Source organism: Paenirhodobacter enshiensis, assembly GCF_000740785.1.
GTDB classification, from domain to species: Bacteria; Pseudomonadota; Alphaproteobacteria; order Rhodobacterales; family Rhodobacteraceae; genus Rhodobacter; species Rhodobacter enshiensis.
Genome location: NZ_JFZB01000007.1, coordinates 182,838 through 205,160, shown reverse-complemented (window position 1 = coordinate 205,160; position 22,323 = coordinate 182,838). Strand labels below are relative to the sequence as shown.

Below are 22,323 nucleotides of genomic sequence, written 5' to 3'. Positions count from 1 at the left end.
CCGCCACACCATGAAATCAGCTGTAAAGCCGCGCCCAACGGTCAAGCAGCTGGCTTTGCAGGACCTTCGAGCGCGCCACCCAGGGCTTCACCCCCGGAGCGTTCTCCTGCCCGCCGCTCTGGTCGCGCAGCCGGGTATTCGCGGTGAATACCGCGAATACCAGATCGCGCCCGCCCGGCGCAGTCAGATAGCCCGTCAGCGTCGAGACGAAGTTCAGCGTGCCGGTTTTGGCATCCACCCGGAACGGCGGATTGTCGATCCAGCGCCCCTGCGCATCGCGCAGCGGAAACGGCTTGAGCAGAGGCCGCAGCCCCTCGCGCCCGCCGAGCGTTGCCACCGCCCGCGCCATGTCGAGCGGGCTGATCCGCGTCTCGGCATTCAGCCCGGAGTGGTCGACGAACCGCGCCTGCGTGCCGCCCACGGTCTGAGCGAGCCAGGCGCTCATCGCCGCGCCCGAGGCCCCCTTCGCCGCCGGCAGGCCGCGCGCCTCGCTGGTGGCCATGCCCACGGTCTCGGCGGTCAGGTTGGTCGAATGTTTCAGCATGTCGCGCAGGACGTCGCTCAGCGGGTCCGAGACATGCTCGGCCAGCACCGCTCCGTCGCCCGGCGCCCCGGCGCGGTTCGCGGCCGGCAGCGTCACCCCCTGCGCCGCGGCCAGCGTGCGGAACACGTCGCCCGCATAGCCCGCCGGATCGCGCACCGGCAGCCAGCGGCTGCCCGGGCTGGTCAGCGCGCTCGCGGCGATGGTCCAGTGTTCCTTGCCGCTCGCCCGGTTGTAGGTGAACAGCGGCGCCGCGCGGTTGACCGCGGCAACATCGGCGCTCGACACCTTGGGGACGTAACGCGCGCCGCGCGCATCGACCGACATCGCCATGCCGCCCTTGGCCTTGCCCCATTCGACATGGACCCGGTTGTAGTTCAGGTTCAGCCCCGAGATCCCCGGGTTGTAGCCCACATGCACCGGCTGATCGTCGGCGATGTCCTCGGCGTAGGGGATCGCGCCGCCCCAGACGAGGAACTGCCCGGTCACGCCCCGCACCCCGCGCCGCGCAAGCGCTGCCGCCATGTCGCCCAGATCGTCGGTCGTCAGCGTCGGATCGGCGCCGCCGGCAAGGATCAGGTTCCCCTGCACCACCCCGCCCGAAACCGGCCCGGTCGCGATCAGCCGGGTGCGGAACCGGTAGTCGGGCCCGAGTTCGTCAAGCGCGTAAAGCGTGGTGATCGTCTTCGCGGTCGAAGCCGGCGGCATCGCGCGATCCGCCTCGCGCGCCTCGACCACCCGGCCCGAAGCCAGGTCGATCACCGCATAGGCCACGTCGCCCGACAGTTTCGAGGCGGCGATCAGATCCTCGGCCGGGGCGCCGGCCGCAGCCTCGGCCCGCAGCGGACCCGACAGCAGCGCCGCGCCGCCAAAGGACACCAGCCCCGCAAGAGCGGCCCGCCGAGAAATGTCGATCATGATGTTCGTCCGTGTAAAGGGGCCGTCCCCGCGGACAGCCGAATCGGTGCGGAATTTTGCGCCCGGGACCGCGGCTGTTCAAGGCAATGCTTCGCAAGCCCCCGCAGTTCCGGCAGGCCGGTCTGTGCGGGAAACAGGCCTCGGAGGCGGGCGGCTGCCAGTGCCCCCTGTCCGCCCCCGGAAAGCGAAGCTGTCCGGATCAGCCCGTCCAGATACCGCGCGCCCGGATCTCGGAAGAGGACATGTCCGACATCGGGATCTGCACGAAACACCAGGCCGGCATCGGCGCCGCAGGCAAGGCGCGGGCCCGTCCTGCCGGCAGCCGCGCCGCCTCGAAAATCCGTGCGGCACGGGCCGAACGCATCGCCATCCGCGCCCCCGGGCGCGCGAGCACGCCCACCCGCACCTGCCCGAAGATCGCCCGCCAGTGATCCCAGCGGTCGAACTGGATCAGATTGTCCGCCCCCATCAGCCAGACGAACTGCACCCCGGGATACAACGCTGTCAGCCGTTTCAGCGTCTGCGCGGTGTAGCGGGTGCCAAGCCGCGCCTCGAGGTCGCTGATGACGACCCGGGGGTCGCGCATTACCCGGCGCGCCTCGGCCAGGCGCTGCCCCATCGGGGCGGGGCCACGCGGCTTCAGCGGATTGCCCGGGCTGACCAGCCACCACACCCGGTCGAGACCGAAGCGGCGCATCGCCTCGCGGGTGATATGGGCGTGACCGGCATGTGCCGGATCGAAGGACCCGCCGAGCAGTCCGATGCGCATCCCGCGCGTCGCGATGGGAAAACCGTTTCTCATTCCGGCTGCCTAACCGATCGGAACCGCAGCTGAAAAGCGGAATGTCGCACCGCCGGGTATCAGAGCTGGCACCGAAGGTCTGAAACCGCCCCGCTGGCCTCGCCTCCGCGCGATGATGCACCGGGGCCGGGGCTTCCAGCGGCGCGACGGGCACAGGGGCACCCGTCATTCCGCGCCGTCCGAGTCCACCGCCGGCACCGCCCGCCCCCGGCCCGAACGCTTCGCCGCATAAAGTGCGCGGTCCGCCGCCGCAAGAAGGGCATCGGTGGTCATCGGATCGTAGCCCTGCGATGTCTCCAGCCCGATCGAGGCCGACACCCGGCATGGCGTTCCGCGAAAGTCGCAAGGGGCCTCGATATCCTCGATCAGCCGCTCTCCCAGCCGCAGCAGGCGCTCCCGGTCGGACAGCCCGCGCAGCAGCAGCAGGAATTCGTCGCCACCGGTGCGCGCCACCAGATCGCCCTTGCGCAGCGCCTGGACCAGACGCCGTGCAACCGTCTTGAGGACATGATCGCCCGCCGGATGCCCCAGCGTGTCATTGACCTCCTTGAAATAATCGAGATCGACATGCGCCACGGCAAAGGGCGCACCGCCATGGGCCTGAGCGTCGATTTCCTCGCCCAACGCCGCATCGAAGGCGCGCCGGTTCGCCAGCCCGGTCAGCGGATCGGTCAGCGACTGCGCCACCGCGCTGCGCCGCGCCAGTTCGAGCCGCGCCGTCATCTCTCCGAGTTCGCCCAGCACGGCCGCATTGGCCTCGCCGAGATACAGCAGCTCGATCGCCAGATCCGAGGCGGCGAAATCCGCCTCCGTCAGGCCAAATTCGCGCACCGCCTCGCTCATGTGGATGCCGAAGGTGAGATTGAGCAACACTCCATCCTCTCCGCCAGGCCCAAGCGCCACCGACGCGCCGCGCAACCCCACCCCCGGATTTCCCCGAAGATCGAGGTGAAGCCGCAGCGCGCCACGATCGAAGCTCATTTTCGGCGGTGCGACCGTGCCGTCGGGCACCGGCACCTCGGGCCCGCGCAGACGCAGCCGGCGCAGCACGAAATGATCGTCGAACCGGGTGCCGACCGCATCGCACCCCAGCACCCGTGCCAGCGTCGGACCAAGGTCCAGCACCTGCCCCTGCGGGTCGAGCCACAGGAACATCGGCATGAGTTGCCCAAGCTCCGACGAATCGAGGCAGGGAAACGGTTTCGGTCGTCCCGGCATCAGGCGATTCCTCTCAGTTCCGGTTCGACAAGAGCGAAGCTGCGCCCGTCAGAGAAGTCGGCTTCCAGGACCTGAACACGGACATGCCCGGCCCTGCCCGGCCCAGCGGGGACCGGCTCGATCACCGCGAGCGTGCCATAATCATCGGACATCGCCCGCAACATTCCTGCCGTCACCGCCACCCAGTCGGCGCAATCGCCGCCCACCTCGACGACGAAATCCAGCGGGCTGCGCTGCGAAAACGTCATCTGTGGCAGTTCCACATTCGGTAATGTCATCAACCCACGTTCACGGATTTCGTCAAGCGAGAACAGGAATTCCACGTAATCCGCCCCGCCGAATCGCAGCAGCCGCCGCACCCGTTCGAGCGACACCAGATAAGCGCCCAGATCTTCGAGCAGATTGAACCTGTCGCATCCGAGCACCGAGCAGGCCGCCCGGATCAGCGATTCGCTCACCCCGATGTCATAACGCAGCATCGGCTCGAACCCCTCGGAGCTCACGCCGGCCTGGCGGGCGATCTCAGACCAGATCGTCTCGCCGTGATAGCGACACAGGAACCCCTGTATCGCGCGGTTGATCATACTGTGCATCGCCCCCCCAGATCGGTCACGCGCCTTTGCCGGGCGAGACTACATCCGGGGTCTTAACGAAGCCCTGCTATCCTTCCGCCGGATCAGCGTTCGTTCACGGCACCACCGACAGCTGTTGCGCATCGAGCGGCAACGCCCGCAGATCGGCCGGCCGGGTGGCTCCGCCGGTCGCGCTCAGCGCGTCGATCAGCGCCATGCCCGAGGGCACCGCTCCCGCCCCCAGAAACACCGGCCGCGCCGACGCCCAGCCGTTGCCCGCCTCGCGAAACGCCAGAAGCGCATCATAGGGCGCATCGCGGACGAACAGCGCATCGCGCCCGGGCCGGCCGGGCGTCAGGTCCTCGATCAGCAGCAGGCAGGCGGGATGGCCCGCCGGGGTGCGGCGCGCGCAGCCCTTCGCCCAGTCGTCGTCGGCAATCGCCGCGATCCGCGCCAGAAGCGCGGGCGGCACCTCGGTGCCGGCAGGCAACACCGCGATCGTCAGAGCGAGCGCCTGCGCCCGCGCCTCGGCCGGATCGACGCGGGTTTCGGGCGCGGTGCCGTCGAACCGCGCCAGCGCGCGGACAAGCTCGTCCTGCCCGGGCTGAGCGGCACGCTGGCGCAGCGTTTCCAGCGCCGCGCGCCCGGGCGCGCCCCAGCCTTTGGCGAATTCGGCCAGCGGCAGCTGCGCGGCCCGGGTCGTTCCCGCGTCATAGCGCGCGATCTGCGAGGCGACGGCGATCCTCTCGGCCGAAAGCAGCGGCGTCATCCATACCGCTGCGGTCGCCACCCCGATCAGCGCCATCGCGATATTCGCCTGCCGGATCAGTCGGCGCCAGCGCGCACCGCGCAGCACCGCGACCGCGTAGCACAGCGCATAACCGCAGATCAGCGCGATCAGCACCGCTCCGCCCACACGCTCGGGCGTCCAGCCGTGTTCCGCCACCCGCATCCCCAGCGACCACAGCGCCAGCCCCGCCAGAACCGGCAGCAACAGCGCCAGCCCGCGCGCCGACAGCGTCAGCGCCCGTGCCTGGGCCGCACAGGCGTCCTCGGCATCGACCGCGATGGTCACCAGCCCGATCGAGGCCAGCGCCGTCGCCACCACGATCCCGGTCGGAGAGATCACTCCGAACAGATGCGACAGCCCGCTCGCCGGCAGCACCGCGACGAACACCACCTCGACCAGCAGCACGAGCGGCAGCAACAGCCGCAACAGCCGCAGCAGCAGATCGGCCGAGATCGTGTCGGCCATCTCCGTCACCACGGCAAGCGCGAGCCCCATCACCGCACCGCTGACCAGCCACACCACCGGCGCGCGTGTCAGCACATCGCCCACGATCTCGACCCCGACCAGATCGAGCAGCGACCACAGCAGCCACAGCACCCCCCAGACCACGCCCACGAACAGCCAGGCGGCGGCATAGCGCACCACGATGTTCCAGCTTTCGGTGAACAGCCGCCCGTAATGGCGCCAGCCGCGTCGTCCCTCGGTCATCAGCGCGATGGCGAAAGGCACCGGCAGCGTCACCAGCCCCATCAGCGCCACCGGCACATGGCCCGTCGCCAGCATCTCGGCAGGGTCGGCGAAATCGCGTGCCTTGAGCAGCACCAGCACCCCCGCCGGCACCGAAATCGCCGCCGCCGCCGTCAGCGCCCGCCCGAGCCCGAGCGCGCCGAGCATCGCCAGAAGCCCGCCGAAGAAGCTCAGAGCCATGACCGCAGTGGCGAGGAACGGCTCGCTGTCCTGCCAGCTCCAGGGCAGTTCGGTCAGCCGCCAGAAGCTCGCCCCGGCCAGCAACCCGATGATCACGAATTCCGCCCGCCGCGCGAACACCTTGCGCGCACCCGTCCGTTCCGTCGCCGCCATCATCTTCCCCCCGTCGCGTCCTGCCGGTCGAGCCAGCCGCCCAGTTCGCCGATGGAGCCGAGCACCGCATCCGCCACCGGCTCCAGCACCGCGCGCGGGTTCGGCCCGGTCAGCACCGCCACCGCCCCGGTGCCCGCCGCCCGCGCCGCGGCCATGTCATGCGGGCTGTCGCCCACCATCGCCGCCTGCGCCGGATCGAGCCCCTCGCGCGCCAGAAATTCCCGCAGCTGCCCGGGCCCCGGCTTCGCGCCGTAACCGCTGTCATAGCCCGCAACGTAATCGAACAGATCGAGCACATCCGCGCCCTGAAGATGCACCCGCGCCGAGGCCTCGGAATCGTTCGTCACCAGACCGAGTTTCAGCCCCCGTCCCCGCAGCGCCCCCAGGCACGGCCGCAGCGCCACCGCCGGCACCTGCGGCGTGCGCGCCGACTGCGCATCGAGCCGCGCCGCCAACGCGTCGATGTCGCGGGTCGCGAGTTCCGGCGCGATGGCCTCGGCGACCTCGCGCGTCGTGCCCGCGATCACCGGCGAACGCCAGTCATAGCGCCGTGCGTCCCGGTCGAACCCGAGCCGCTCCGCCAGACGCGCCGCAAGCGCCGGATCGCCCCCCGCCAGATCGTCCAGAACCGTCTCGGCCCAGTTCGACCAGGTGGCCGAGAAGTCGAACAGCGTTCCATCCTTGTCGAACAGCAGCGCAGAGATTGTCACGGGCAGTCTCCTCAGGTCCAGTGCATCCGGTCGCGTCCGCCCAGAACGGCGCGCGCAAGCGCAAGTTCCGTCGGCGCTACCGCAAGCTCTCCGGCACAGGCAAGCACCCATTCGTCGCTTTGCAAGACGAAATCGAGCATTGAGGTCAACAGCGCCGGGGTGTCGGCCGCAGCGCGCACCGCCGCGACATCGGTCCCCGAGCTGGTCAGGAAGGCGTCGAACAGCGCATCGTCCGCGGCCAGCCAGCCAAGGGCGCGCAGCGCCAGGATGCGGGCAGAGTCTGTATCCATGGGCGGCGCGTCCTCACGTTCAGGGAAGTGCATCGCCGCAGGCGGTTCCCGGCCGGAACCGGGATTGGGAAACACTTCGTTAACCATTTCCGGTCACGATACGATCTTGCAGTCCGAGGGTGAAGGAGGACCAGCACCATGACCGGAAGAATTCTGATCGTGGACAACGGCGCCACCAGCCGGATCATGCTCAAGGCCCGGATCGCCGAGGCCCGGTATCCCATTGCCACGGCCACCACCGCGCGCGAGGCGCTGGCACATGCGCTGCACGATCCCCCCATGCTGGTGATCGCAGCCATGGCACTGCCGGACCTCGACGGGCTGTCGCTGTGCCGCAGGTTGCACGCCCAGCCCGGCCGGGCCCTGCTGCCGGTGCTGCTGATGGCGGGAACGGACGATGCGGCGCTGCGCCTTGCCGCGCTCGAGGCCGGGGCGAGCGACGTTCTCAGCGCCTCGTCCGACGGGGCCGAACTCCTGGCACGGATGCGCGCCGCCCTGCGTCGGGCCGCGGCAGAACAAGATCTGAGCCGTCCCGAGGACAGCGCACTCCCCCTCGGGCTGGACGAGGACGCAACGCCATTCCGCCCATCCGTCCGGATCGCGCTGATCGCCGCGGCACGCGACACCCCGGGCCAGAAAGCCCCCCCGCCCGAGACCGTCCCGGGCTGGCGCGGCGCATTCGCCCGACAGTTGCGCGGCGATTGCCTGCTTCGCCTCGGCCCGGCAGAGGCGCTGGCGCTGGCCTCCGGCCGGCAATGTCCCGAGGCCTTCGTCCTCTCCCCCGACCTCTCGGCCCGGGCCGAGGGGCTGCGACTCGTGGCCGAACTGCGCGCGCGCGCGGGCGCGCGCGAAAGCGTGCTCTGCGTTTCGGACAACGGCGATCCCGAGAGTCGGCGCAGCGCCGCCTCGGCGCTGGATCTCGGGGCGGACGATCTGCTGCCGGCCGCGACGGCCGCCGACAGCGCCGAAGCCGCTGTGCGCCTGCACCGGCTGATCGAGCGCCGCCACCGGCTGCAGCGCCGCCGCGCCGAACTCGCCGAAGGGCTGCGTCTGGCCACGATCGACCCGCTGACCGGGCTGCACAACCGCCGCTACGCCATGCCGCAGATCGCCCGGATGGCCGAGGTCGCGCGCCAGACGGGCAGCACACTCGCGGTGATGGCGCTCGACCTCGACCGGTTCAAGCAGATCAACGACCGCTGGGGCCATGCGACGGGAGACGCGGTTCTGGCGACCGTGGCGCAACGGCTGCGCGACACCATCCGTCCGGGCGATCTGCTGGCCCGCACGGGGGGAGAGGAATTTCTGATCGCTCTGCCCGACAGCGGCCTGAGCGAGGCCCGCGCTCTGGCAGAGCAGGTCCTGCGCGCGACGCGCGTGCCGATCACCGGCCTGCCGGGGGCCGTGCCGGAGCTGACCGTCACCGTTTCGGTCGGGCTGGCGATCACGCCGCAGGAACCGGGCCCGGATCCTGACCGCGAGACGCGTCCGATGGCGCCCGAAGTGCTGCTCGACCGGGCAGACCGGGCGCTGATGCGTTCGAAGACCAGCGGACGCGATCAGATCCGTGTCTTCGACCGGTCGGCCGCGTGACAGACGGCGGACGGGCAGTGCCCGAAGATGCGGGCAATCCCAATGACAAAGAGCGGCGCGCGCTTCGGAGACCCGTCATCCGGTGCAGACGAAAACGCCGGCCGGGGCATCTGCACCGGCCGGCGCACCTGGGGCCTGAGCCCTTGTGCTATCATTCTCGGATCGTCGCCGCCCGCAGGCTCCGGCCCGCCCGTCGGGCGGACCCCATGGTCGCAACCTTGTCAGAGTTTCAGCTTGCCGGTTTTGGTGACCGTGGTCGTCTGCCTCGGAACAGCCGAATCATAGAACGATTCCAGCCGCTTGCCACAGGCGTTGAAGGACAGGTTTCCGCCGAGCTGCGTATCGTTCGAAGCCTCGAAATACAGCCCGCCCGAGTTTTTCATCGCCCCCCCCGGCGAGAAGGTCTTCGCCGCGCCGAACAGCCCGTGCGCCCCCGCTCCGCCGCCCCAGCCGCCAAGCGACACCGTGTTGTAGGCGAAGGTATAGACGCTGTAAGCCCCGCTGGTGCAGTAGCTTCCGGCATCTCCCCAGTAGATGTCGCCGCCGGTGTTGATCGTTCCGGTCGAGAAGAAATAATCGTTGGTGTAATGCAGGTTAGCTCCACCGCCCACGCCGATGTCTCCACGTGCGATGATCGCGACATTCTGTGCCTGCACGCCGCCGGCGATCTGCATCCCGTGATTGACCAGATAGATGGTGTGGGGCTGCAGCTGCCCCGGCTGCACAGTCCACCAACCGTTGTTGTCGACATAAACGACCGCGATCCGGCCATTGGAATCCTTGAGGAAATCGGGCAGCAGGTTGCCGGTGTAATAGCCGTCAACCACCAGATCCTTGCCGTTGGGCTTGCTCAGACCGGAATAAATGCCGCTCCACAGCGTTTCGAACATGCTCGACAGCTTCGGCAGCACCACCGGGGTCAGATCCGACGCCCGCGCCACCTCATCCGCGGTTTCCGAGCCGGGAACGGTATAGTTCACGGTGACCTGCGCGCGCGTCGCTGCCGACATCTGAACCCCGCCCGCGTAATAGTCCCCTCCCCCGGTCAGAAGCCCGCGCGTGCCGTGCAGACAGATGTCGCCGTTCAGCACATTGCCGCCGCCGGTATTCATCCGCCCCGAGGTCAGGATCATCGCATCCTCGCAGCTGAGCTTGTTGCCCACCGTCGAGGTCGTCATCGGGATCGCGGTCGAGGACACCGAGGGCTCGAACGAATCGACACCGACAAGCCCCAGCAGGAACGTTCCGAGCGCATTGCCGCGGCGCAGGCTGCGGGCGGCATCGATCTGCACCGCCGTCACCGTGCCATCGTCTGTCGCTCCTTCCGTGAAGCCCTTGGCATCCGACCAGGTGCCGAACTTCACATCCTGCGCCGTGATCGCGGCCTGATCGAGGGCATCGCCACCGAGATTGCGCTGTGCCACATCAAGCGCCATCGTCCGCGCGGCATCGACATCGGGCAGCTTCTGCGCCGCCGCCAGCGAGGCCGCATCCGCCGCGATCTGCAGCTTCTGACGCACGCGCCACGCGTTCGATCCGTCGATCGCCAGCCCGCCGACTACCATCGACGACACCATCAGCGACAGAGCCCAGACCGACGCCGATCCCCTTTCGCCGAGAAACGCCTGCATCGCATTGCTCTTGCGGTCAGTTTTCATCGTCTTGCTCCATCAGCATGGTCACACTCGCCGTCAGCGTCCGGTCTCCGATCAGCGCCGAGGCAATCCCCGACCCCGCAAGCACCAGCCGCGCATAGGGGGCCGACAGCGTTGCGGTGGCGAAATTATCGGCAGAGGAAACAGAGGCCGTCATGCCATAGCCCGACGCAAACCGGGCCCGGGCCGTTGTCTCGGCTTCGGCCGTGGTGGCTTTTCCGGTCGCGACCTGTCGCGCGGCATCGCGCGCGGCGTCATACATCACCGTCTGAATGTGCATCAGAGACGAGACATCGACGATGAAAACGAGGAAAGCGACCAGGAACGGCACCCAAAGCGCGAATTCCACGGACACGCTGCCACTTTCGTCTGCATGGCGCGGACAGCGTTTGTGATTCGGGGCAATCATGACAAAACTCACACACTTCAGCCGCGAAGATGCTCTGGCCGGCTTGTTCAAACCCGCGTGAGCCACGGCTCTTCTTTACCAGACGTAAGCCATTTTTCGCAGCGGCTCCAGATAAACCGCGTGCATAGCGGCACATATCTGGCTGCAACGGTGCTGCTCTCCTGAAAAATCACCACTTGGGGCGGGAGAGCTTGACGGGCAGATCGACTCTGCCCGCCGAAATCTCAGAGGTTCTCGGGCTGCGGCATCCCGATGACGTGATAACCGCAATCGACATAAACCACATCGCCGGTCGAGCACGCGCCATAGTCCGAGCACAGCCACACCGCCGTGCCGCCCACCGCTTCCAGCGTCGCGTTCTGCCGCATCGGGCTGTTCGCCTCGGTGTGACGGAAGGTCTTGCGCGCCCCGCCGATGGCCGACCCCGCCAGCGTCTTCATCGGACCGGGCGAGATCGCGTTGACGCGGATCCCCTGCGGCCCCAGATCATTCGCCAGATAGATCACCGAGGATTCGAGCGCCGCCTTCGCCACCCCCATCACGTTGTAATAGGGCGTCACCCGGTGCGAACCACCATAGGTCAGCGTGATCAGCGAACCGCCCTCGGTCATCAGATCGGCGGCGCGGCGCGCCACATCGATGAAGCTGAACACAGAAATGTTCATCGAATTCAGGAAGTTGCCGCGCGACGTATCGGCAAAGCGACCGGCCAGTTCGTTTTTGTCGGAATAGGCAATGGCATGGATGAGGAAGTCGATCCTGCCCCACCGTTCCTTGATCCCGGCGAAAGCGGCGTCGAGGCTTTCCTCATTCGTCACATCGACATCAAGCAGGAAGTCCGAGCCTACCGACGCCGCCAGCGGTGCGACGCGCTTGCCGAAGGCTTCGCCCTGATAGGAGAACGCAAGTTCCGCCCCCTCGCTGGCCAGCGCGCTGGCAATACCCCAAGCGATCGAGTGATCATTGGCGACGCCCATGACCAGCCCGCGCTTTCCCTTCATCAAATCAGCCATTCCGTCACCCGCGATACTTGGACAGCAGCATGGACCCGTTGGTCCCGCCGAATCCGAAACTGTTGGTCATCACCGTGTCGAGCCCGGCGTTGTCGACGCGCTCCATCGCGATCTCGCCCGGGTCGATGGCCGGATCGAGAGTCTCGATGTTGATCGAGGGGGCGATGAAGTCGTGTTCCAGCATCAACAGGCAATAGATCGCCTCGGCCGCGCCGGTGGCGCCCTGGCTGTGCCCGGTCATCGACTTGGTGGAGCTGATCGGCGGGGTCTGGCCACGGCCGAAGACGCGGCGCACCGCCTCGACCTCGCCGACATCGCCGACCGGGGTCGAGGTGCCATGCGCGTTGATATAGCCGACCTTGCGGTCCTCCGGCAGGGTCGAGAGTGCCAGGCGCATCGCCCGCTCGCCACCCTCGCCCGAAGGCGCCACCATGTCGTGCCCGTCCGAGGTAGCGGCAAAACCCGTCACCTCGGCATAGATCTTCGCTCCGCGTGCCAGGGCATGGGACAGTTCCTCAAGCACGACGATGCCGCCGCCGCCGGCGATCACGAACCCGTCCCGCCCGGCGTCGAACGCGCGCGAGGCCTTTTCGGGCGTGTCGTTGTATTTCGACGACATCGCGCCCATCGCATCGAACAGGCACGACAGGGTCCAGTCGAGTTCCTCGGCACCGCCGGCGAACATCACGTCCTGCTTGCCAAAGGCGATCTGCTCGGCCGCATTGCCGATGCAATGCAGCGACGTCGAGCAGGCCGAGGTGATCGAATAGCTGATCCCCTTGATCTTGAACGCCGTCGACAGGTTCGCCGAAATCGTCGAGGACATACATTTCGGCACCGCGAGCGGCCCGATCTTCTTCGGTGCACCGGTGCTCAGCACGATCTGATGCGCCGCGAACATCGCCGAGGTCGACGGTCCGCCCGACCCGGCGATCAGACCGGTTCGCTCGTTCGAGACCTCCTCGGGCGTCAGCCCGGCGTCGCGGATCGCCTGATCCATCGCGATCCAGGCATAGGCCGCACCCGGCCCCATGAAGCGCAACGTGCGCTTTTCGACATGGGCGGTGACGTCAATGTCGACGGCCCCGGCGATGCGGCTGCGAAAGCCGCGCTCGGCCATGTCGGCGTTGGCGGTAATACCGGAACGGCCGGCTTTCAGGCTGGAAAGCACCTCTTCGGCAGTGTTGCCGATGGGCGAGACGATCCCCAGTCCGGTGACGACGACGCGGCGCATGATGGCCTCCTTCAGATGGGTCAGCTCTCGGAGAGCGCGACCTTCATGTCCTTGACCTGGTAGATCACTTCGCCATCGGCTTCGACGATGCCGTCGGCAACGCCCATGGTCAGCCGGCGGGTCTGGATCGCCTTGGTGAAATCGACCTTGTAAGTCAGCATCTTGCGGTCAGGGCGCACCATTCCGGTCAGCTTGACCTCGCCCACGCCGAGGGCATAGCCCCGCCCCTGCCAGCCGCGCCAGCCGAGGTTGAAGCCGGTGAGCTGCCACAGACCGTCGAGCCCGAGGCATCCCGGCATGATCGGGTTGCCCGGGAAATGGCAACCGAAGAACCACAGATCGGGCGTGATGTCGAACTCGGCGACGATATGGCCCTTGCCGTTGGCACCACCGTCGGCCGAAACCTCGGTGATGCGGTCCATCATCAGCATCGGCGGCGCCGGAAGCTGGGCATTGCCCGCTCCGAACAGCTCGCCGCGCGCGCATTTCAGCAGATCTTCTTTCCCGAAGCTGGTCGGAAAGCCCGTCATAGGCGGTAGTCCCCCAATGGTTTTCATCCCCTTACCACCCGGCCATGCGCCGGTGCAAGTCCCGGGGCCGATCCGGCCCGTCCGGAAGGCCCGGTCCGGCACCTTCTGCGAAGGAGAAGGTGCCCCGGGAACAGGTGGTTGGCGGTTGATCCCACCCCGGCGGGGAACATATACTCATGTCGTGAACGAGATGACCGCGCCAGCCCCGACGAACCCGGCCCCCACACCGGAACGCCAGCGCAGCCAGGACTGGCTGGCGCGAGGCGGATTGCGCCCGACACGTCAGCGCCTGGCACTCGCCGAGATCCTCGCCGGCGACGGCCTGGACCGCCATGTCACCGCCGAAAGCCTGTTCGCCGCCGTCACCGGAACCGGCGAGAAGGTCTCTCTCGCCACCGTCTACAACACCCTGCGCGCCTTCTGCGCTGCGGGGCTGCTGCGCGAGATCGCCGTGGACAGTTCGCGCAGCTATTTCGACACCCGCACCGACACCCACCCCCATTTCCTGTGGGAAGAGGACAGCCGCCTGACCGACGCCCCCGCCGAGGCCCTGCGCTTCGCCAGCCTGCCCGAGCCCCCGCCCGGCACGGTCATTTCGCATGTCGACGTGATCATCCGCATCCGCCGCGACTGACCCCGATGCCCCGGTTCAGGACATGAAAAAGGCGCCCCGCAGGACGCCTTTTGCGCATAGTGCCCAAGGGCAGACTGCGAAGAACTAGTCCTTCGCACGCTCCGAATAGGTGTTGTCGGCGGTGCTGATGACGATCTTGGTGCCGACGCCGATATGCGGCGGAACCATGACGCGCAGACCGCCGGTGCAGACCGCGGGCTTGTAGGACGACGACGCCGTCTGACCCTTCACCACCGGCTCGGTCTCCAGCACTTCGACGGTGACCTTCTGCGGCAGCTCGATCGACAGAACGTTGCCCTCGTGGATCAGCAGCCAGCAGCGGATGCCCTCTTTCAGGTAACCCTTGTCGTCACCGATGACATCGGCCGACACCGCGACCTGCTCGTAGGTCTCGGGGTTCATGAAGTGGAAGCCTTCGCCGTCCTCATAGAGGAAATCGAATTCCTCTTCGTCGACATGGGCCTTCTCGACCGAGTCGACGGTGCGCCAGCGCTCGCTCACCTTCACGCCGTCGGAGATGCGGCGCATTTCCACCTGGGTAACCGAGTTCCCCTTGCCCGGGTGAACGTTCTCGGCGGTCAGCACGATGTAGAGAACACCGTTCATGTCGATGACGTTGCCCTTGCGGATCGAGGAGGCGATGACTTTTGCCATGATTGCGGTCCTTGTAATGTCTGAGGCAGGCTCTGGCGCCCGGATGGCTGAGCGCCTAAACCATCCGCAACGGAATTTCCAGTCGAAAGCCGCGAATATGACACAGACACGCGTGAACACCCCGTGGTGGGACGCCGGACGCCATGCCGACCGCCGGCCGCTGCTGCTCGCGCGCAACCGGATCCAGGGCGCGCTGCGGGCATGGTTCGCCGCCGGCGACTTCGTCGAGGTCGATCCCGCCTGTCTGCAGATCAGCCCCGGCAACGAAACGCATCTGCACGCCTTCGCGACCGAACTGATCGGCAACGACGGCATCGGCCACCGGATGTATCTGCACACCTCGCCCGAATTCGCGATGAAGAAGCTGCTCGCGGCGGGCGAGCGGCGGATCTTCACCTTCGCCCATGTCTGGCGCAACCGCGAGCGCGGCCGCCGCCACAGCCCCGAGTTCACCATGCTCGAATGGTATCGCGCGGGCGAGGATTACACCCGGCTGATGGACGATACCGTGGCGATGATCCGCCTCGCCGCGCGCGAGACCGGGGTGGCGATCCTGCGCTATCGCGGCGCCGAATGCGATCCCTTCGCCGAGCCGGAACGGCTGTCGGTCGCGGACGCCTTCGCGCGCCATGCCGGGCTCGACCTGCTGGCGACCTGCCACGGCGCCGAAACCGATGCCGACGCGTTGCGCGCGCAATGCCGGGCCGCCGGGATCTCGGTCAATGACGGCGACAGCTGGTCGCTGATGCTGTCTAAGGTGCTGGTCGAGAAGGTCGAACCGCATCTCGGGCATGGGCGGGTGACGATCCTCGACCGCTACCCCTCGGCCGAGGCGGCGCTCGCGCGCAAGACCCCGGACGACGACCGAGAGGCGGAGCGCTTCGAGGTCTATGCCTGCGGCGTCGAACTCGCCAACGGCTTCGGCGAGCTGACCGATTCCGCCGAGCAGCGGCGGCGCTTCGAGCAGGAGATGGACGAGAAAGAGCGCATCTATGGCGAGCGCTACCCGATCGACGAGGATTTCCTCGCCGCGCTCGACCACATGCCGGCATCGAGCGGCATCGCCATGGGCTTCGACCGGCTGGTGATGCTGGCGACCTCGGCGCCGAGGGTCGAAGACGTGATCTGGACCCCGGTTCCCGATCCCGAAGACGCCTGATCGTCGAAACCGCCTAAGATCCGCTCAAGACCGTTCGTCGCCTCGCGCCGGAGGGTGCCTTCTCACGATCGCAGCGCGACGGACAGCCCCCGATCAGACAACCCCTGATCGGACAGGCAGAACCACGCCTGGAACATCGGGCAACACCCGACATGAACGGGAGTGTTTCAATGGGATATGTATGTGAAATTTTGGCTGCCCTCCGTGGATTCGAACCACGCTTACCAGAGTCAGAATCTGGCGTCCTGCCGCTAGACGAGAGGGCAACTTTTCAGATCTTCAAGGCGTCTTTCGAAGCACCCCGTTGATCTGGGGCGACATATAAAGTGTGATTCCGGGGAAGTCAACGCCGTGCCGGCAGGTTTTCGGCAGCCACCGGGAAAAACTCATAAGTCATTGGAAAAATGATAATATAGTAGGAATTTCCGAATAGCATCGCTGTCGCCGATGCCTTTGCGGCCATCGGAACCGGACATCTTTTCGCCGAAATCGGCACCGTCTTCGCGAGCCATGCGGGCGGGTGGAGAGAGGGGCAGGATCGGCGTCGATTCCGTGCCTCATGCAGAGGAAATGCCCGCACCGGCTCGGGGATCCGCAGCCACCGCCACCGCCACGAAGGTCAGGAGGCTGCACCGAAATCTCCGCCTGCCCCGCCCCTCCGGTCCCTTGCCCGAATGGACACGGCTGCCGGATCGGACGGCCTCGGAACCGCCGAAAAATCACCGGGACGGCCCTTGCGAAGACCGCTCCGCTCCATCCGACACGCGAGGCCCGCTCTGTCAGACCGAAAATAGCGATACATTTTCGACAAATCTTCGCCTGGAAGAGCCCGCCCCCGAAACCCGACCGGGCGTCCATGGGCAGTGCGGGCTGTGCCCGCCCGCTCTTTCTCGGGACGATCACTGCCGAATGCCGCTCGCCTGGCCTTCACGCCAGCGCCAAACGCTTTTCGTCAGTGTCCTCACAGGGGGCCCCGACCCGAGAGCCCCCCGTGAGGATGGCAGCTGCCGCAACGGGGATGTGAAGGCCCGCGGGGGCCTCAGGCCATGCCGAGGGCTTGCTTGTAAACTTCGAGGATTGCCTCCTCTTCGGCCACATCGTCGCGATCCCTTTTGCGGATGGCAATGATCTTCTTGATCACCTTGGTGTCATAGCCGCGCCCCTTGGCTTCGGACATGATGTCCTTCTGCTGCTCGGCGATGTCCTTCTTCTCGGCTTCCAGATGCTCGTATTGCTCGATGAACTGGCGCAACTCGTCGGCGGTCACGCTGTAGGCGGCATCGTTCGGCATCTCGCTCTCCTCGATAGGCTGTCGTTGGTCCTGCTGGCGCCCTGAGTAGCCCGCGCCCCACCGCGCTTCAAGCCGAACCGGCGCCGGCGCCGCTTCCCTTCGGCGCCGAACCGCGCTAGTCCGGGGGCACGGAACGAACATGGGGACCGATATGCACGACCTGATCTGGCCCGGAGCGATCGTCGCCCTCCTCGGCGCGGCAGGCATCGTCTGGGCGGCGGTTTCGGTTCTGCGCGCGAAGGCGGCGAAGCTGGACGAAGCCGCGATGCGCGTCCGGATGCAGCGTGCGATTACCATGAACCTCGGCTTTTTTCTGCTCGCCGTGCTCGGCCTGATGGCGGTGGTGATCGGGGTCATTCTGGGCTGAGCGTCAGCCGAGGGCATGAAGTGGCTGCGCCACCGTGCCAAGCAGCATGTCGATGTCGGGTGCGCAATCGGCGACGGGCACACTATCGGACGGGCCGGGCTGCGGCTGCTCCCGGGGGGCGGTGACCTCCTCCGCACCGAGCAACACCGCGCGCTGCCCGCGAAACTGCCCGAGCCTGCCGCGCGCCAGACGGCGCCCCTCCGCCTCGACGAGGATCGCCCCGATCTCGGCGCCAGGCAACGGAATCTCCATCCCGGGGCGCAAGGCAAGGACCTCCGACAGCGGCAGCGCCATCCGGTTAAGCACCGCATCGAGCCGGGCATGTGCCCCGAGAACCGAACGGCTCAGCCGCGTATCCCAGTCGGGATCGGCAGGAGGGGGCGCATCGCCCCCTTCCGCGGCGGCGACAGGAGGGCGCCCCCGCCCTCCCCGGCCATCCGCCGGCACGACCCAGAGCATGTCTCCGCCCGTTCCGGCGGGACCCAGCCGCCCCTCAATCTTCCAGACCCGAAATGCTGTATCCTCCAGCAAGGTCGCGAGCGGGCGCCCCTCCTCGATCCACGAGGCATAGCGAAACCCCGCTCCCCACCCGGCCGCCGCGGATCCGGCAAGCTCGCGCTCGATTTCCGACAGGAGCCGGTCGACGAATTCCACAGCCATCGCGGCGTCGGTGCGCGTCGGCCGCCGGTTCGCGGTATCGGTGCGGCACAACCGGCCGATCGTCTGCATCTGCACGATGGCGGACAACACCTCGACCCCCAGCACCATCAGCCCCAGGCCGCCGCCCGGCCCCTCGATCACCAGACGCAGCGCCCGGTCTTCGATTACCTCCGGCAGATCCGCGAGGGTCATGTGCCGTTCGGTCACCGCCGGGACCTCGATCATCAGACCCAGAACATCTTGCCCCGCGCGCGTCACCGCCAGCGAAAGCGCCGCATCCGCGGTCGACTCGCGCGTGATGCGCCGACCGGCCTCGATCATCCGCCGCAAGACCTGGCGATCCGTCTCGTCCGTCATCCATTCCTCGCGTTTTGCCCCGAAGCCTCGGGCCCGTGCCAGACGCCGGTGTCGAAAGATTGTGCCAAAACCGAAACCGTCAGCCCCGATCGAAAGCCGCGAAATGCGCCCCATACATCAGCGCCCTGCGCGAACACACCTCCATCGCGCCGGGCAGCCAGTCCTGAGCCCCCTCGCGCCGGACCGCCGCCACCACGGCGTTGAGCCGCACCCGCCCCCGGGACAGGTCTTGCGCAATCGAACGGCTTTGGGCGCGCAGTCGCGCGCTCCAGAACCGCGACGCCTCATCGGGGTAGCTGCCCAGAAACACCCCGCCGCCGCGGGCTTGCGCCTCTTGCGAGATCTGCAGACAAAGCGCGGCTTCCTCCGCCGCGTCGCGACTGTCTAGAACATGGCCGGGCGGGGCCGCGAACTGCCCGACCCACAGCCCCCAGAACAGCAGCGCGACCCCGGCACCAATTCCGGCAAGCGCGACCATCGCCCCGGGCCAGCGCCATCCCCGGCCCCCCGTCACCATCTCGATCTGTGCCATGAGACACCTCCCCAGCTGACAGATCCAGTCGACGACAAAATGATTAAGAACACGTTTCCTTTCTTTCGGCAGTGCGGCCGTCGATGCCGAAAGACGCGCTCAGCGCGCCCGGCCGGCCGGATCCGGCCCGCGGTCGTCGGGCGGGCCCATGTCCGACAGTCGGGCGCGCAGCCGTTCGGCATAGGCGCGCCGGTCGTCCACCGTCATCCGCCCGAGCCGGTCGAGCATGACCTGTTCGCCGATCTGGGCGCGCTGCATGGCGTGCGCGTGCATCTGCGCCAGCTGAGCGCGCACGGCCGCCTCGTTCCAGGGCTCTGCCTCCAGCGCCGCGGCGAGAGCATCCAGATCGCCGCGCAGTTCGGTGCGCAGCTGCGACACATCCGCCCCCGCCTGCGCCGACTCGCGCCGCATCTGACGCCGGTCTTCGGGCGAGAAGGCCGCGCCGAGCGGGCCGAGACCGAAGTCCCCGGGCGGACGCGGCATCCGCCGGTCATGCCCGATCATCCCGCCGATCACCGCCCCCGCCACCAGCAGGTTCAGCCCCACCGAAAGCCCGAGGGCCAGTTTCAGCCAGTTGCGCCGCTGCGGAGCCGTTTGCGTCATCTGTGCCATTCCCCCCGTCATTCTCCGGCCAGAGCCAGAATATCGCTGCTGCCCAGAACCGAGCCCGGCTGTGTTTCCGTGCCGGACGAGATCCCCCATGTCGCACCGAACGTGCCAGACAAGAGCTCGCCCCCGGTGTTGCCGGCGCTCAGCCCGAAGCCGATCCACACCCCCGCGACCGTCGCCGCGACCAGCCCGCCGACGCCGCCCCAGCCGCCGGCCAGCGCGACCGCGGCCCGAACCGCCCGCCCAAGCACCCCCCGGTGCGCGGCCCGCTTCGGCGACCGGCCAGAGACCCGGAGCCGGGCATCCTGCACAGCCTCTGCATCCGTCAGCACCCGCGCGAGCAACGCCGCTCCCGGTTCCGGCACGGCAGAGCGCGCTTCGGCGAACAGGCGGTCCAGATCGGTCATCGCGGAAGATCCCTCACTCATCGTCATACCCCAACTCGGTGCGCCGGCCTTCCAGAATGGCCGCCAGCGCTCGTTTGCCGCGCGCCGTCAGGCTTTCGACGGCCTCGACCCCGATGTCCATCGCCGCGGCGATCTCGGGGTTCGACAGCCCCTCGAGATGGCGCAGCACCACCGCCTGACGCTGCCGCGCGGGCAGCTGCGCCAGAGCCCCCTCGAGGGCCGTCATCCGGTCGCCCTCGATCATCTGCGCGCAGGCACCGGCCGAGGTGTCCTCGATCTCGGGCGCCTCATCGAGCCCGACGCCCCGGCGCCGGCGCAGACGGTCGGTCGCGAGGTTGGTCACCACCCGGTAAAGCCAGGTCGAGACCTGAGCCTCGCCCCGGCGCCAGTCCGGCGCGACTTTCCACAGTCGCAGCATCGCTTCCTGAGCGATATCCTCGGCCTCGGCCCGGTCGCCCAGCATTCGCAGCGCCACCCGGAACGCCAGAGGCGTCAGCCGCACTGTCAGCTCACGCGCGGCCCGCCGGTCCCCGTTGCCGTAAAGACCCAGAAGCGCCTCGTCCGAGACGTCGTTGTCCGCATCGAAAGCCATCGTCATGATCCCAATGCTCTAGCGGAACGCTGCCGGGCTGGCAAACCGGACAGAGAGACACCCCCCGGCGAGAGGCCTGCCCGGGCACCGGCGAACCGGCGCCCGGACGATCCCATTCAACGAACCGGCCCATTCAACGAACCGGCCCATTCAACGAACCGGAGCCGGCCCCCGAGACTTCAGTTCTGCGCGGGCTTGCCCTGCGGGCCGGGGCCGCCCATCGGACCGGCCATCGGCCTCACACCGCAATCGCCGTCCGGGCCATTTCCGCCCATCATGCCCGGCCCGCGGTCGCCGCGGCCATGCCCGCGCTCGCCCCAGTCCCGGTCGCCCATCATGGCGCCCATCATCGGGCCGCGCAGATCCGACAGATCGATGGCGCCGTCGCCCTTCGGACCGAACTTGTCCATCAGACGCTCCGGCATCGGCGGCAGAGCCAGTTCGGCCGCCGACAACAGGCCGTCACCGTCAGTATCCTGCGCCGCGATCCGGGCCTTGGCGCGGGCCTCGAGCATCGGGCGCATCCGGGCGATCTGGGCATTGACCAACTCGTCGGCGCTGATCTTGCCGTCGCCGTTGGCGTCGATCGACTGGGCCTGAGCCTTGCGGCCGGACTGGATCTCGGCCAGCGTCACCTTGCCGTCGCCATTCGCGTCGAACTGCTTCAGCAGCCCCGCCATGCCCGCCCCACGGGCGAAGGGCATCTCCGGCCCGTCCCGGCCATCCGGGCCCGGTGCATCCTGAGCCATCGCCGGCAGTGCCGTCACCGCCGCCGCGCCCGCCACCAGCAGGGCCAGAACCGTGGTCTTGAACTCGTTCGTCATGTGCAACTCCTCGCATGTCGCTTGGCTCGCGTCCCGTCTCAGGCCGCTCATCAGATCATACGGCGCAGGGCAAAGATTCCGTCGCCCGCCTCAAGCATCCGTGAAGGGAGCCGCGGACGGGGCCTTGCGGCGGCATCGTTTCCCTCCATACTCGCGCCCCGAGAACGAACCCGGAGGCCCCGATGCAAGACCCGATCCCCGAAGAGCGCCCGCTACGCGATGCCGCAAGCGTGCTGATCGTGCGCCGCGACCTGCCGGGCGGGGCGCATGTGCTGATGGGGATGCGCGGCGCGGGGGCCGCCTTCATGCCGTCGAAATTCGTGTTCCCCGGCGGAGCGGTAGAGCCGGCAGACAGCGCCGTGCCACTGCTGAGCCCGCTCGCCGCCACCGAAACGCGGCGGCTGTCCGCCGAAACCTCCACCCCGGAAATCGTCCCCGCCCTTGCCGCCGCCGCGATCCGCGAGTTGCAGGAGGAAACCGGGCTGCTCCTCGGGGTGCCCGGCACCTGGCCCGGGAATGTGCCGGAAGGCTGGGAACCCTTCGCCGCAGCCGGGCTGCGCCCTGCGGCTCAGGGGCTGCGCTTCGTGTTCCGCGCGATCACGCCGCGCGGCCGCAGCCGTCGGTTCGACGCGCGCTTCTTCACCGTGATGGCCGAGGACATCGCCTCCTCGCCCGACGATTTCAGCCGCGCCTCGGACGAGCTGTCGCATCTGCAATGGGTGCCGATGGCCGACACCCACGGGCTCGACCTGCCGTTCATCACCGAGGTGGTGCTGGCCGAAACCCGCGCCCGGCTGGAACGGGGCCCGGACGACGAAGCCCCGGTGCCGTTTTTCGACAACCGGGGCCCGCGCGCGGAGTTTCGCCGGATCGGCTGATCCG

25 protein-coding genes and 1 tRNA gene are annotated in these 22,323 nt (G+C 68.0%); 5 read left to right on the top strand and 21 right to left on the bottom strand.

All coding sequences use genetic code 11. From position 1 onward, the window contains the following. Window positions 1-16: 16 nt before the first annotated feature. The 7 genes from dacB to CG50_RS06055 all read right to left on the bottom strand — a co-directional run bounded on the left by dacB (window position 17) and on the right by CG50_RS06055 (window position 6,921). The gene (dacB, locus tag CG50_RS06085) at window positions 17-1,459 is read right to left on the bottom strand and encodes a D-alanyl-D-alanine carboxypeptidase/D-alanyl-D-alanine endopeptidase (protein WP_036636206.1); all 1,443 of its coding nucleotides are present in this window, start codon (window positions 1,457-1,459) and stop codon (window positions 17-19) included. A gap of 199 nt (window positions 1,460-1,658) precedes the next feature. Further along, window positions 1,659-2,261, bottom strand: a complete 603-nt coding sequence (locus tag CG50_RS06080) for a nicotinate-nucleotide adenylyltransferase (RefSeq protein ID WP_036636205.1) — start codon at window positions 2,259-2,261, stop codon at window positions 1,659-1,661. Between the two features lie 165 nt (window positions 2,262-2,426). After that, a complete protein-coding gene (locus CG50_RS06075) occupies window positions 2,427-3,479 on the bottom strand; it encodes a GGDEF domain-containing protein (protein ID WP_036636204.1) in 1,053 nt (350 codons plus the stop codon). After that, entirely contained in the window at window positions 3,479-4,063 is a 585-nt protein-coding gene (locus CG50_RS06070) for a heme NO-binding domain-containing protein (protein WP_051909603.1), read from the bottom strand. The genes CG50_RS06075 and CG50_RS06070 overlap by 1 nt, the downstream gene beginning before the upstream one ends. Window positions 4,064-4,166: 103 nt before the next feature. After that, the gene (locus CG50_RS06065) at window positions 4,167-5,924 is read right to left on the bottom strand and encodes a DUF4153 domain-containing protein (protein WP_051909601.1); all 1,758 of its coding nucleotides are present in this window, start codon (window positions 5,922-5,924) and stop codon (window positions 4,167-4,169) included. Then, window positions 5,921-6,631: an HAD family hydrolase gene (locus CG50_RS06060; protein ID WP_036636202.1), complete on the bottom strand. Its 711-nt coding sequence runs from the start codon at window positions 6,629-6,631 to the stop codon at window positions 5,921-5,923. Before CG50_RS06060 ends, CG50_RS06065 begins: the two co-directional genes overlap by 4 nt. 11 nt (window positions 6,632-6,642) lie before the next feature. Next, a complete protein-coding gene (locus CG50_RS06055) occupies window positions 6,643-6,921 on the bottom strand; it encodes a DUF3572 family protein (RefSeq protein ID WP_036636201.1) in 279 nt (92 codons plus the stop codon). Window positions 6,922-7,059: 138 nt separating this feature from the next. Here CG50_RS06055 and CG50_RS06050 point away from each other — a divergent pair, with 138 nt between their 5' ends. Further along, window positions 7,060-8,514: a GGDEF domain-containing response regulator gene (locus CG50_RS06050; RefSeq protein WP_036636200.1), complete on the top strand. Its 1,455-nt coding sequence runs from the start codon at window positions 7,060-7,062 to the stop codon at window positions 8,512-8,514. A gap of 221 nt (window positions 8,515-8,735) precedes the next feature. On the opposite strand, the gene CG50_RS06045 is transcribed toward CG50_RS06050, so the two are convergent. From CG50_RS06045 to fabA, 5 genes are all read right to left on the bottom strand, one after another. After that, window positions 8,736-10,172, bottom strand: a complete 1,437-nt coding sequence (locus CG50_RS06045) for a pilus assembly protein TadG-related protein (RefSeq protein ID WP_081880304.1) — start codon at window positions 10,170-10,172, stop codon at window positions 8,736-8,738. Beyond that, the gene (locus CG50_RS06040) at window positions 10,162-10,524 is read right to left on the bottom strand and encodes a TadE family protein (protein ID WP_161785388.1); all 363 of its coding nucleotides are present in this window, start codon (window positions 10,522-10,524) and stop codon (window positions 10,162-10,164) included. The genes CG50_RS06045 and CG50_RS06040 overlap by 11 nt, the downstream gene beginning before the upstream one ends. A gap of 278 nt (window positions 10,525-10,802) precedes the next feature. Next, window positions 10,803-11,591, bottom strand: coding sequence for an enoyl-ACP reductase FabI (locus tag CG50_RS06035; protein WP_036636197.1), 789 nt, complete (start codon window positions 11,589-11,591; stop codon window positions 10,803-10,805). 4 nt (window positions 11,592-11,595) lie between these two features. Continuing rightward, entirely contained in the window at window positions 11,596-12,825 is a 1,230-nt protein-coding gene (gene fabB, locus CG50_RS06030) for a beta-ketoacyl-ACP synthase I (protein ID WP_036636196.1), read from the bottom strand. Between the two features lie 20 nt (window positions 12,826-12,845). After that, complete coding sequence (gene fabA, locus CG50_RS06025; protein WP_036636195.1) at window positions 12,846-13,355, bottom strand: bifunctional 3-hydroxydecanoyl-ACP dehydratase/trans-2-decenoyl-ACP isomerase; 510 nt, start codon at window positions 13,353-13,355, stop codon at window positions 12,846-12,848. Window positions 13,356-13,545: 190 nt separating this feature from the next. Between fabA and irrA the strand changes: the two genes are divergently transcribed. Next, entirely contained in the window at window positions 13,546-13,989 is a 444-nt protein-coding gene (gene irrA, locus CG50_RS06020) for an iron response transcriptional regulator IrrA (RefSeq protein ID WP_051909599.1), read from the top strand. An 84-nt stretch (window positions 13,990-14,073) separates the two neighbouring features. Here irrA and efp read toward each other — a convergent pair whose 3' ends face one another. After that, window positions 14,074-14,643, bottom strand: a complete 570-nt coding sequence (gene efp / locus CG50_RS06015) for an elongation factor P (RefSeq protein WP_036636194.1) — start codon at window positions 14,641-14,643, stop codon at window positions 14,074-14,076. Window positions 14,644-14,740: 97 nt separating this feature from the next. Here efp and epmA point away from each other — a divergent pair, with 97 nt between their 5' ends. Next, the gene (gene epmA / locus CG50_RS06010) at window positions 14,741-15,802 is read left to right on the top strand and encodes an EF-P lysine aminoacylase EpmA (protein ID WP_036636193.1); all 1,062 of its coding nucleotides are present in this window, start codon (window positions 14,741-14,743) and stop codon (window positions 15,800-15,802) included. A 192-nt stretch (window positions 15,803-15,994) separates the two neighbouring features. On the opposite strand, the gene CG50_RS06005 is transcribed toward epmA, so the two are convergent. Beyond that, a tRNA-Gln gene (locus CG50_RS06005) sits at window positions 15,995-16,068 on the bottom strand. A 773-nt stretch (window positions 16,069-16,841) separates the two neighbouring features. Then, on the bottom strand, window positions 16,842-17,093 hold the full coding sequence (locus tag CG50_RS06000) for a DUF2312 domain-containing protein (RefSeq protein WP_051909597.1): 252 nt from the start codon (window positions 17,091-17,093) through the stop codon (window positions 16,842-16,844). A 151-nt stretch (window positions 17,094-17,244) separates the two neighbouring features. Between CG50_RS06000 and CG50_RS05995 the strand changes: the two genes are divergently transcribed. Further along, window positions 17,245-17,460 (top strand): hypothetical protein, encoded by a 216-nt coding sequence (locus tag CG50_RS05995; protein ID WP_036636337.1) that lies wholly within the window; start codon window positions 17,245-17,247, stop codon window positions 17,458-17,460. A gap of 3 nt (window positions 17,461-17,463) precedes the next feature. Here the strand turns inward: CG50_RS05995 and CG50_RS05990 are convergent, their stop codons facing one another. The 6 genes from CG50_RS05990 to CG50_RS16210 form a co-directional block, all read right to left on the bottom strand. Continuing rightward, the gene (locus CG50_RS05990) at window positions 17,464-18,477 is read right to left on the bottom strand and encodes a FliM/FliN family flagellar motor switch protein (RefSeq protein WP_051909593.1); all 1,014 of its coding nucleotides are present in this window, start codon (window positions 18,475-18,477) and stop codon (window positions 17,464-17,466) included. Window positions 18,478-18,556: 79 nt separating this feature from the next. After that, window positions 18,557-19,009: a hypothetical protein gene (locus CG50_RS05985; RefSeq protein WP_036636192.1), complete on the bottom strand. Its 453-nt coding sequence runs from the start codon at window positions 19,007-19,009 to the stop codon at window positions 18,557-18,559. Between the two features lie 99 nt (window positions 19,010-19,108). Next, entirely contained in the window at window positions 19,109-19,612 is a 504-nt protein-coding gene (locus tag CG50_RS05980) for a periplasmic heavy metal sensor (protein ID WP_161785387.1), read from the bottom strand. A 17-nt stretch (window positions 19,613-19,629) separates the two neighbouring features. Further along, the gene (locus CG50_RS05975; RefSeq protein WP_051909590.1) at window positions 19,630-20,025 is read right to left on the bottom strand and encodes a hypothetical protein; all 396 of its coding nucleotides are present in this window, start codon (window positions 20,023-20,025) and stop codon (window positions 19,630-19,632) included. A gap of 13 nt (window positions 20,026-20,038) precedes the next feature. Continuing rightward, entirely contained in the window at window positions 20,039-20,623 is a 585-nt protein-coding gene (locus CG50_RS05970; protein WP_036636190.1) for an RNA polymerase sigma factor, read from the bottom strand. 173 nt (window positions 20,624-20,796) lie between these two features. Beyond that, the gene (locus CG50_RS16210; protein ID WP_051909588.1) at window positions 20,797-21,441 is read right to left on the bottom strand and encodes an EF-hand domain-containing protein; all 645 of its coding nucleotides are present in this window, start codon (window positions 21,439-21,441) and stop codon (window positions 20,797-20,799) included. A gap of 182 nt (window positions 21,442-21,623) precedes the next feature. On the opposite strand from CG50_RS16210, the gene CG50_RS05960 reads away from it, so the two are divergent. Next, window positions 21,624-22,319: an NUDIX hydrolase gene (locus CG50_RS05960; RefSeq protein WP_036636189.1), complete on the top strand. Its 696-nt coding sequence runs from the start codon at window positions 21,624-21,626 to the stop codon at window positions 22,317-22,319. Window positions 22,320-22,323: the final 4 nt, after the last annotated feature.

Coding starts and splice junctions, on each gene's coding strand:
- dacB (WP_036636206.1), bottom strand. CDS start 1,459: ATGATCGACATTTCTCGGCGGGCCGCTCTTGCGGGGCTGGTGTCCTTT.
- CG50_RS06065 (WP_051909601.1), bottom strand. CDS start 5,924: ATGATGGCGGCGACGGAACGGACGGGTGCGCGCAAGGTGTTCGCGCGG.
- CG50_RS05970 (WP_036636190.1), bottom strand. CDS start 20,623: ATGACGATGGCTTTCGATGCGGACAACGACGTCTCGGACGAGGCGCTT.
- fabB (WP_036636196.1), bottom strand. CDS start 12,825: ATGCGCCGCGTCGTCGTCACCGGACTGGGGATCGTCTCGCCCATCGGC.
- CG50_RS06000 (WP_051909597.1), bottom strand. CDS start 17,093: ATGCCGAACGATGCCGCCTACAGCGTGACCGCCGACGAGTTGCGCCAG.
- CG50_RS05960 (WP_036636189.1), top strand. CDS start 21,624: ATGCAAGACCCGATCCCCGAAGAGCGCCCGCTACGCGATGCCGCAAGC.
- epmA (WP_036636193.1), top strand. CDS start 14,741: ATGACACAGACACGCGTGAACACCCCGTGGTGGGACGCCGGACGCCAT.
- CG50_RS05980 (WP_161785387.1), bottom strand. CDS start 19,612: ATGACGCAAACGGCTCCGCAGCGGCGCAACTGGCTGAAACTGGCCCTC.
- CG50_RS05990 (WP_051909593.1), bottom strand. CDS start 18,477: ATGACGGACGAGACGGATCGCCAGGTCTTGCGGCGGATGATCGAGGCC.
- CG50_RS06045 (WP_081880304.1), bottom strand. CDS start 10,172: ATGAAAACTGACCGCAAGAGCAATGCGATGCAGGCGTTTCTCGGCGAA.
- CG50_RS06075 (WP_036636204.1), bottom strand. CDS start 3,479: ATGCCGGGACGACCGAAACCGTTTCCCTGCCTCGATTCGTCGGAGCTT.
- efp (WP_036636194.1), bottom strand. CDS start 14,643: ATGGCAAAAGTCATCGCCTCCTCGATCCGCAAGGGCAACGTCATCGAC.
- CG50_RS06050 (WP_036636200.1), top strand. CDS start 7,060: ATGACCGGAAGAATTCTGATCGTGGACAACGGCGCCACCAGCCGGATC.
- CG50_RS06080 (WP_036636205.1), bottom strand. CDS start 2,261: ATGAGAAACGGTTTTCCCATCGCGACGCGCGGGATGCGCATCGGACTG.
- fabA (WP_036636195.1), bottom strand. CDS start 13,355: ATGACGGGCTTTCCGACCAGCTTCGGGAAAGAAGATCTGCTGAAATGC.
- irrA (WP_051909599.1), top strand. CDS start 13,546: ATGACCGCGCCAGCCCCGACGAACCCGGCCCCCACACCGGAACGCCAG.
- CG50_RS06055 (WP_036636201.1), bottom strand. CDS start 6,921: ATGGATACAGACTCTGCCCGCATCCTGGCGCTGCGCGCCCTTGGCTGG.
- CG50_RS06035 (WP_036636197.1), bottom strand. CDS start 11,591: ATGGCTGATTTGATGAAGGGAAAGCGCGGGCTGGTCATGGGCGTCGCC.
- CG50_RS05995 (WP_036636337.1), top strand. CDS start 17,245: ATGCACGACCTGATCTGGCCCGGAGCGATCGTCGCCCTCCTCGGCGCG.
- CG50_RS05975 (WP_051909590.1), bottom strand. CDS start 20,025: ATGACCGATCTGGACCGCCTGTTCGCCGAAGCGCGCTCTGCCGTGCCG.
- CG50_RS16210 (WP_051909588.1), bottom strand. CDS start 21,441: ATGACGAACGAGTTCAAGACCACGGTTCTGGCCCTGCTGGTGGCGGGC.
- CG50_RS06070 (WP_051909603.1), bottom strand. CDS start 4,063: ATGATCAACCGCGCGATACAGGGGTTCCTGTGTCGCTATCACGGCGAG.
- CG50_RS05985 (WP_036636192.1), bottom strand. CDS start 19,009: ATGGCACAGATCGAGATGGTGACGGGGGGCCGGGGATGGCGCTGGCCC.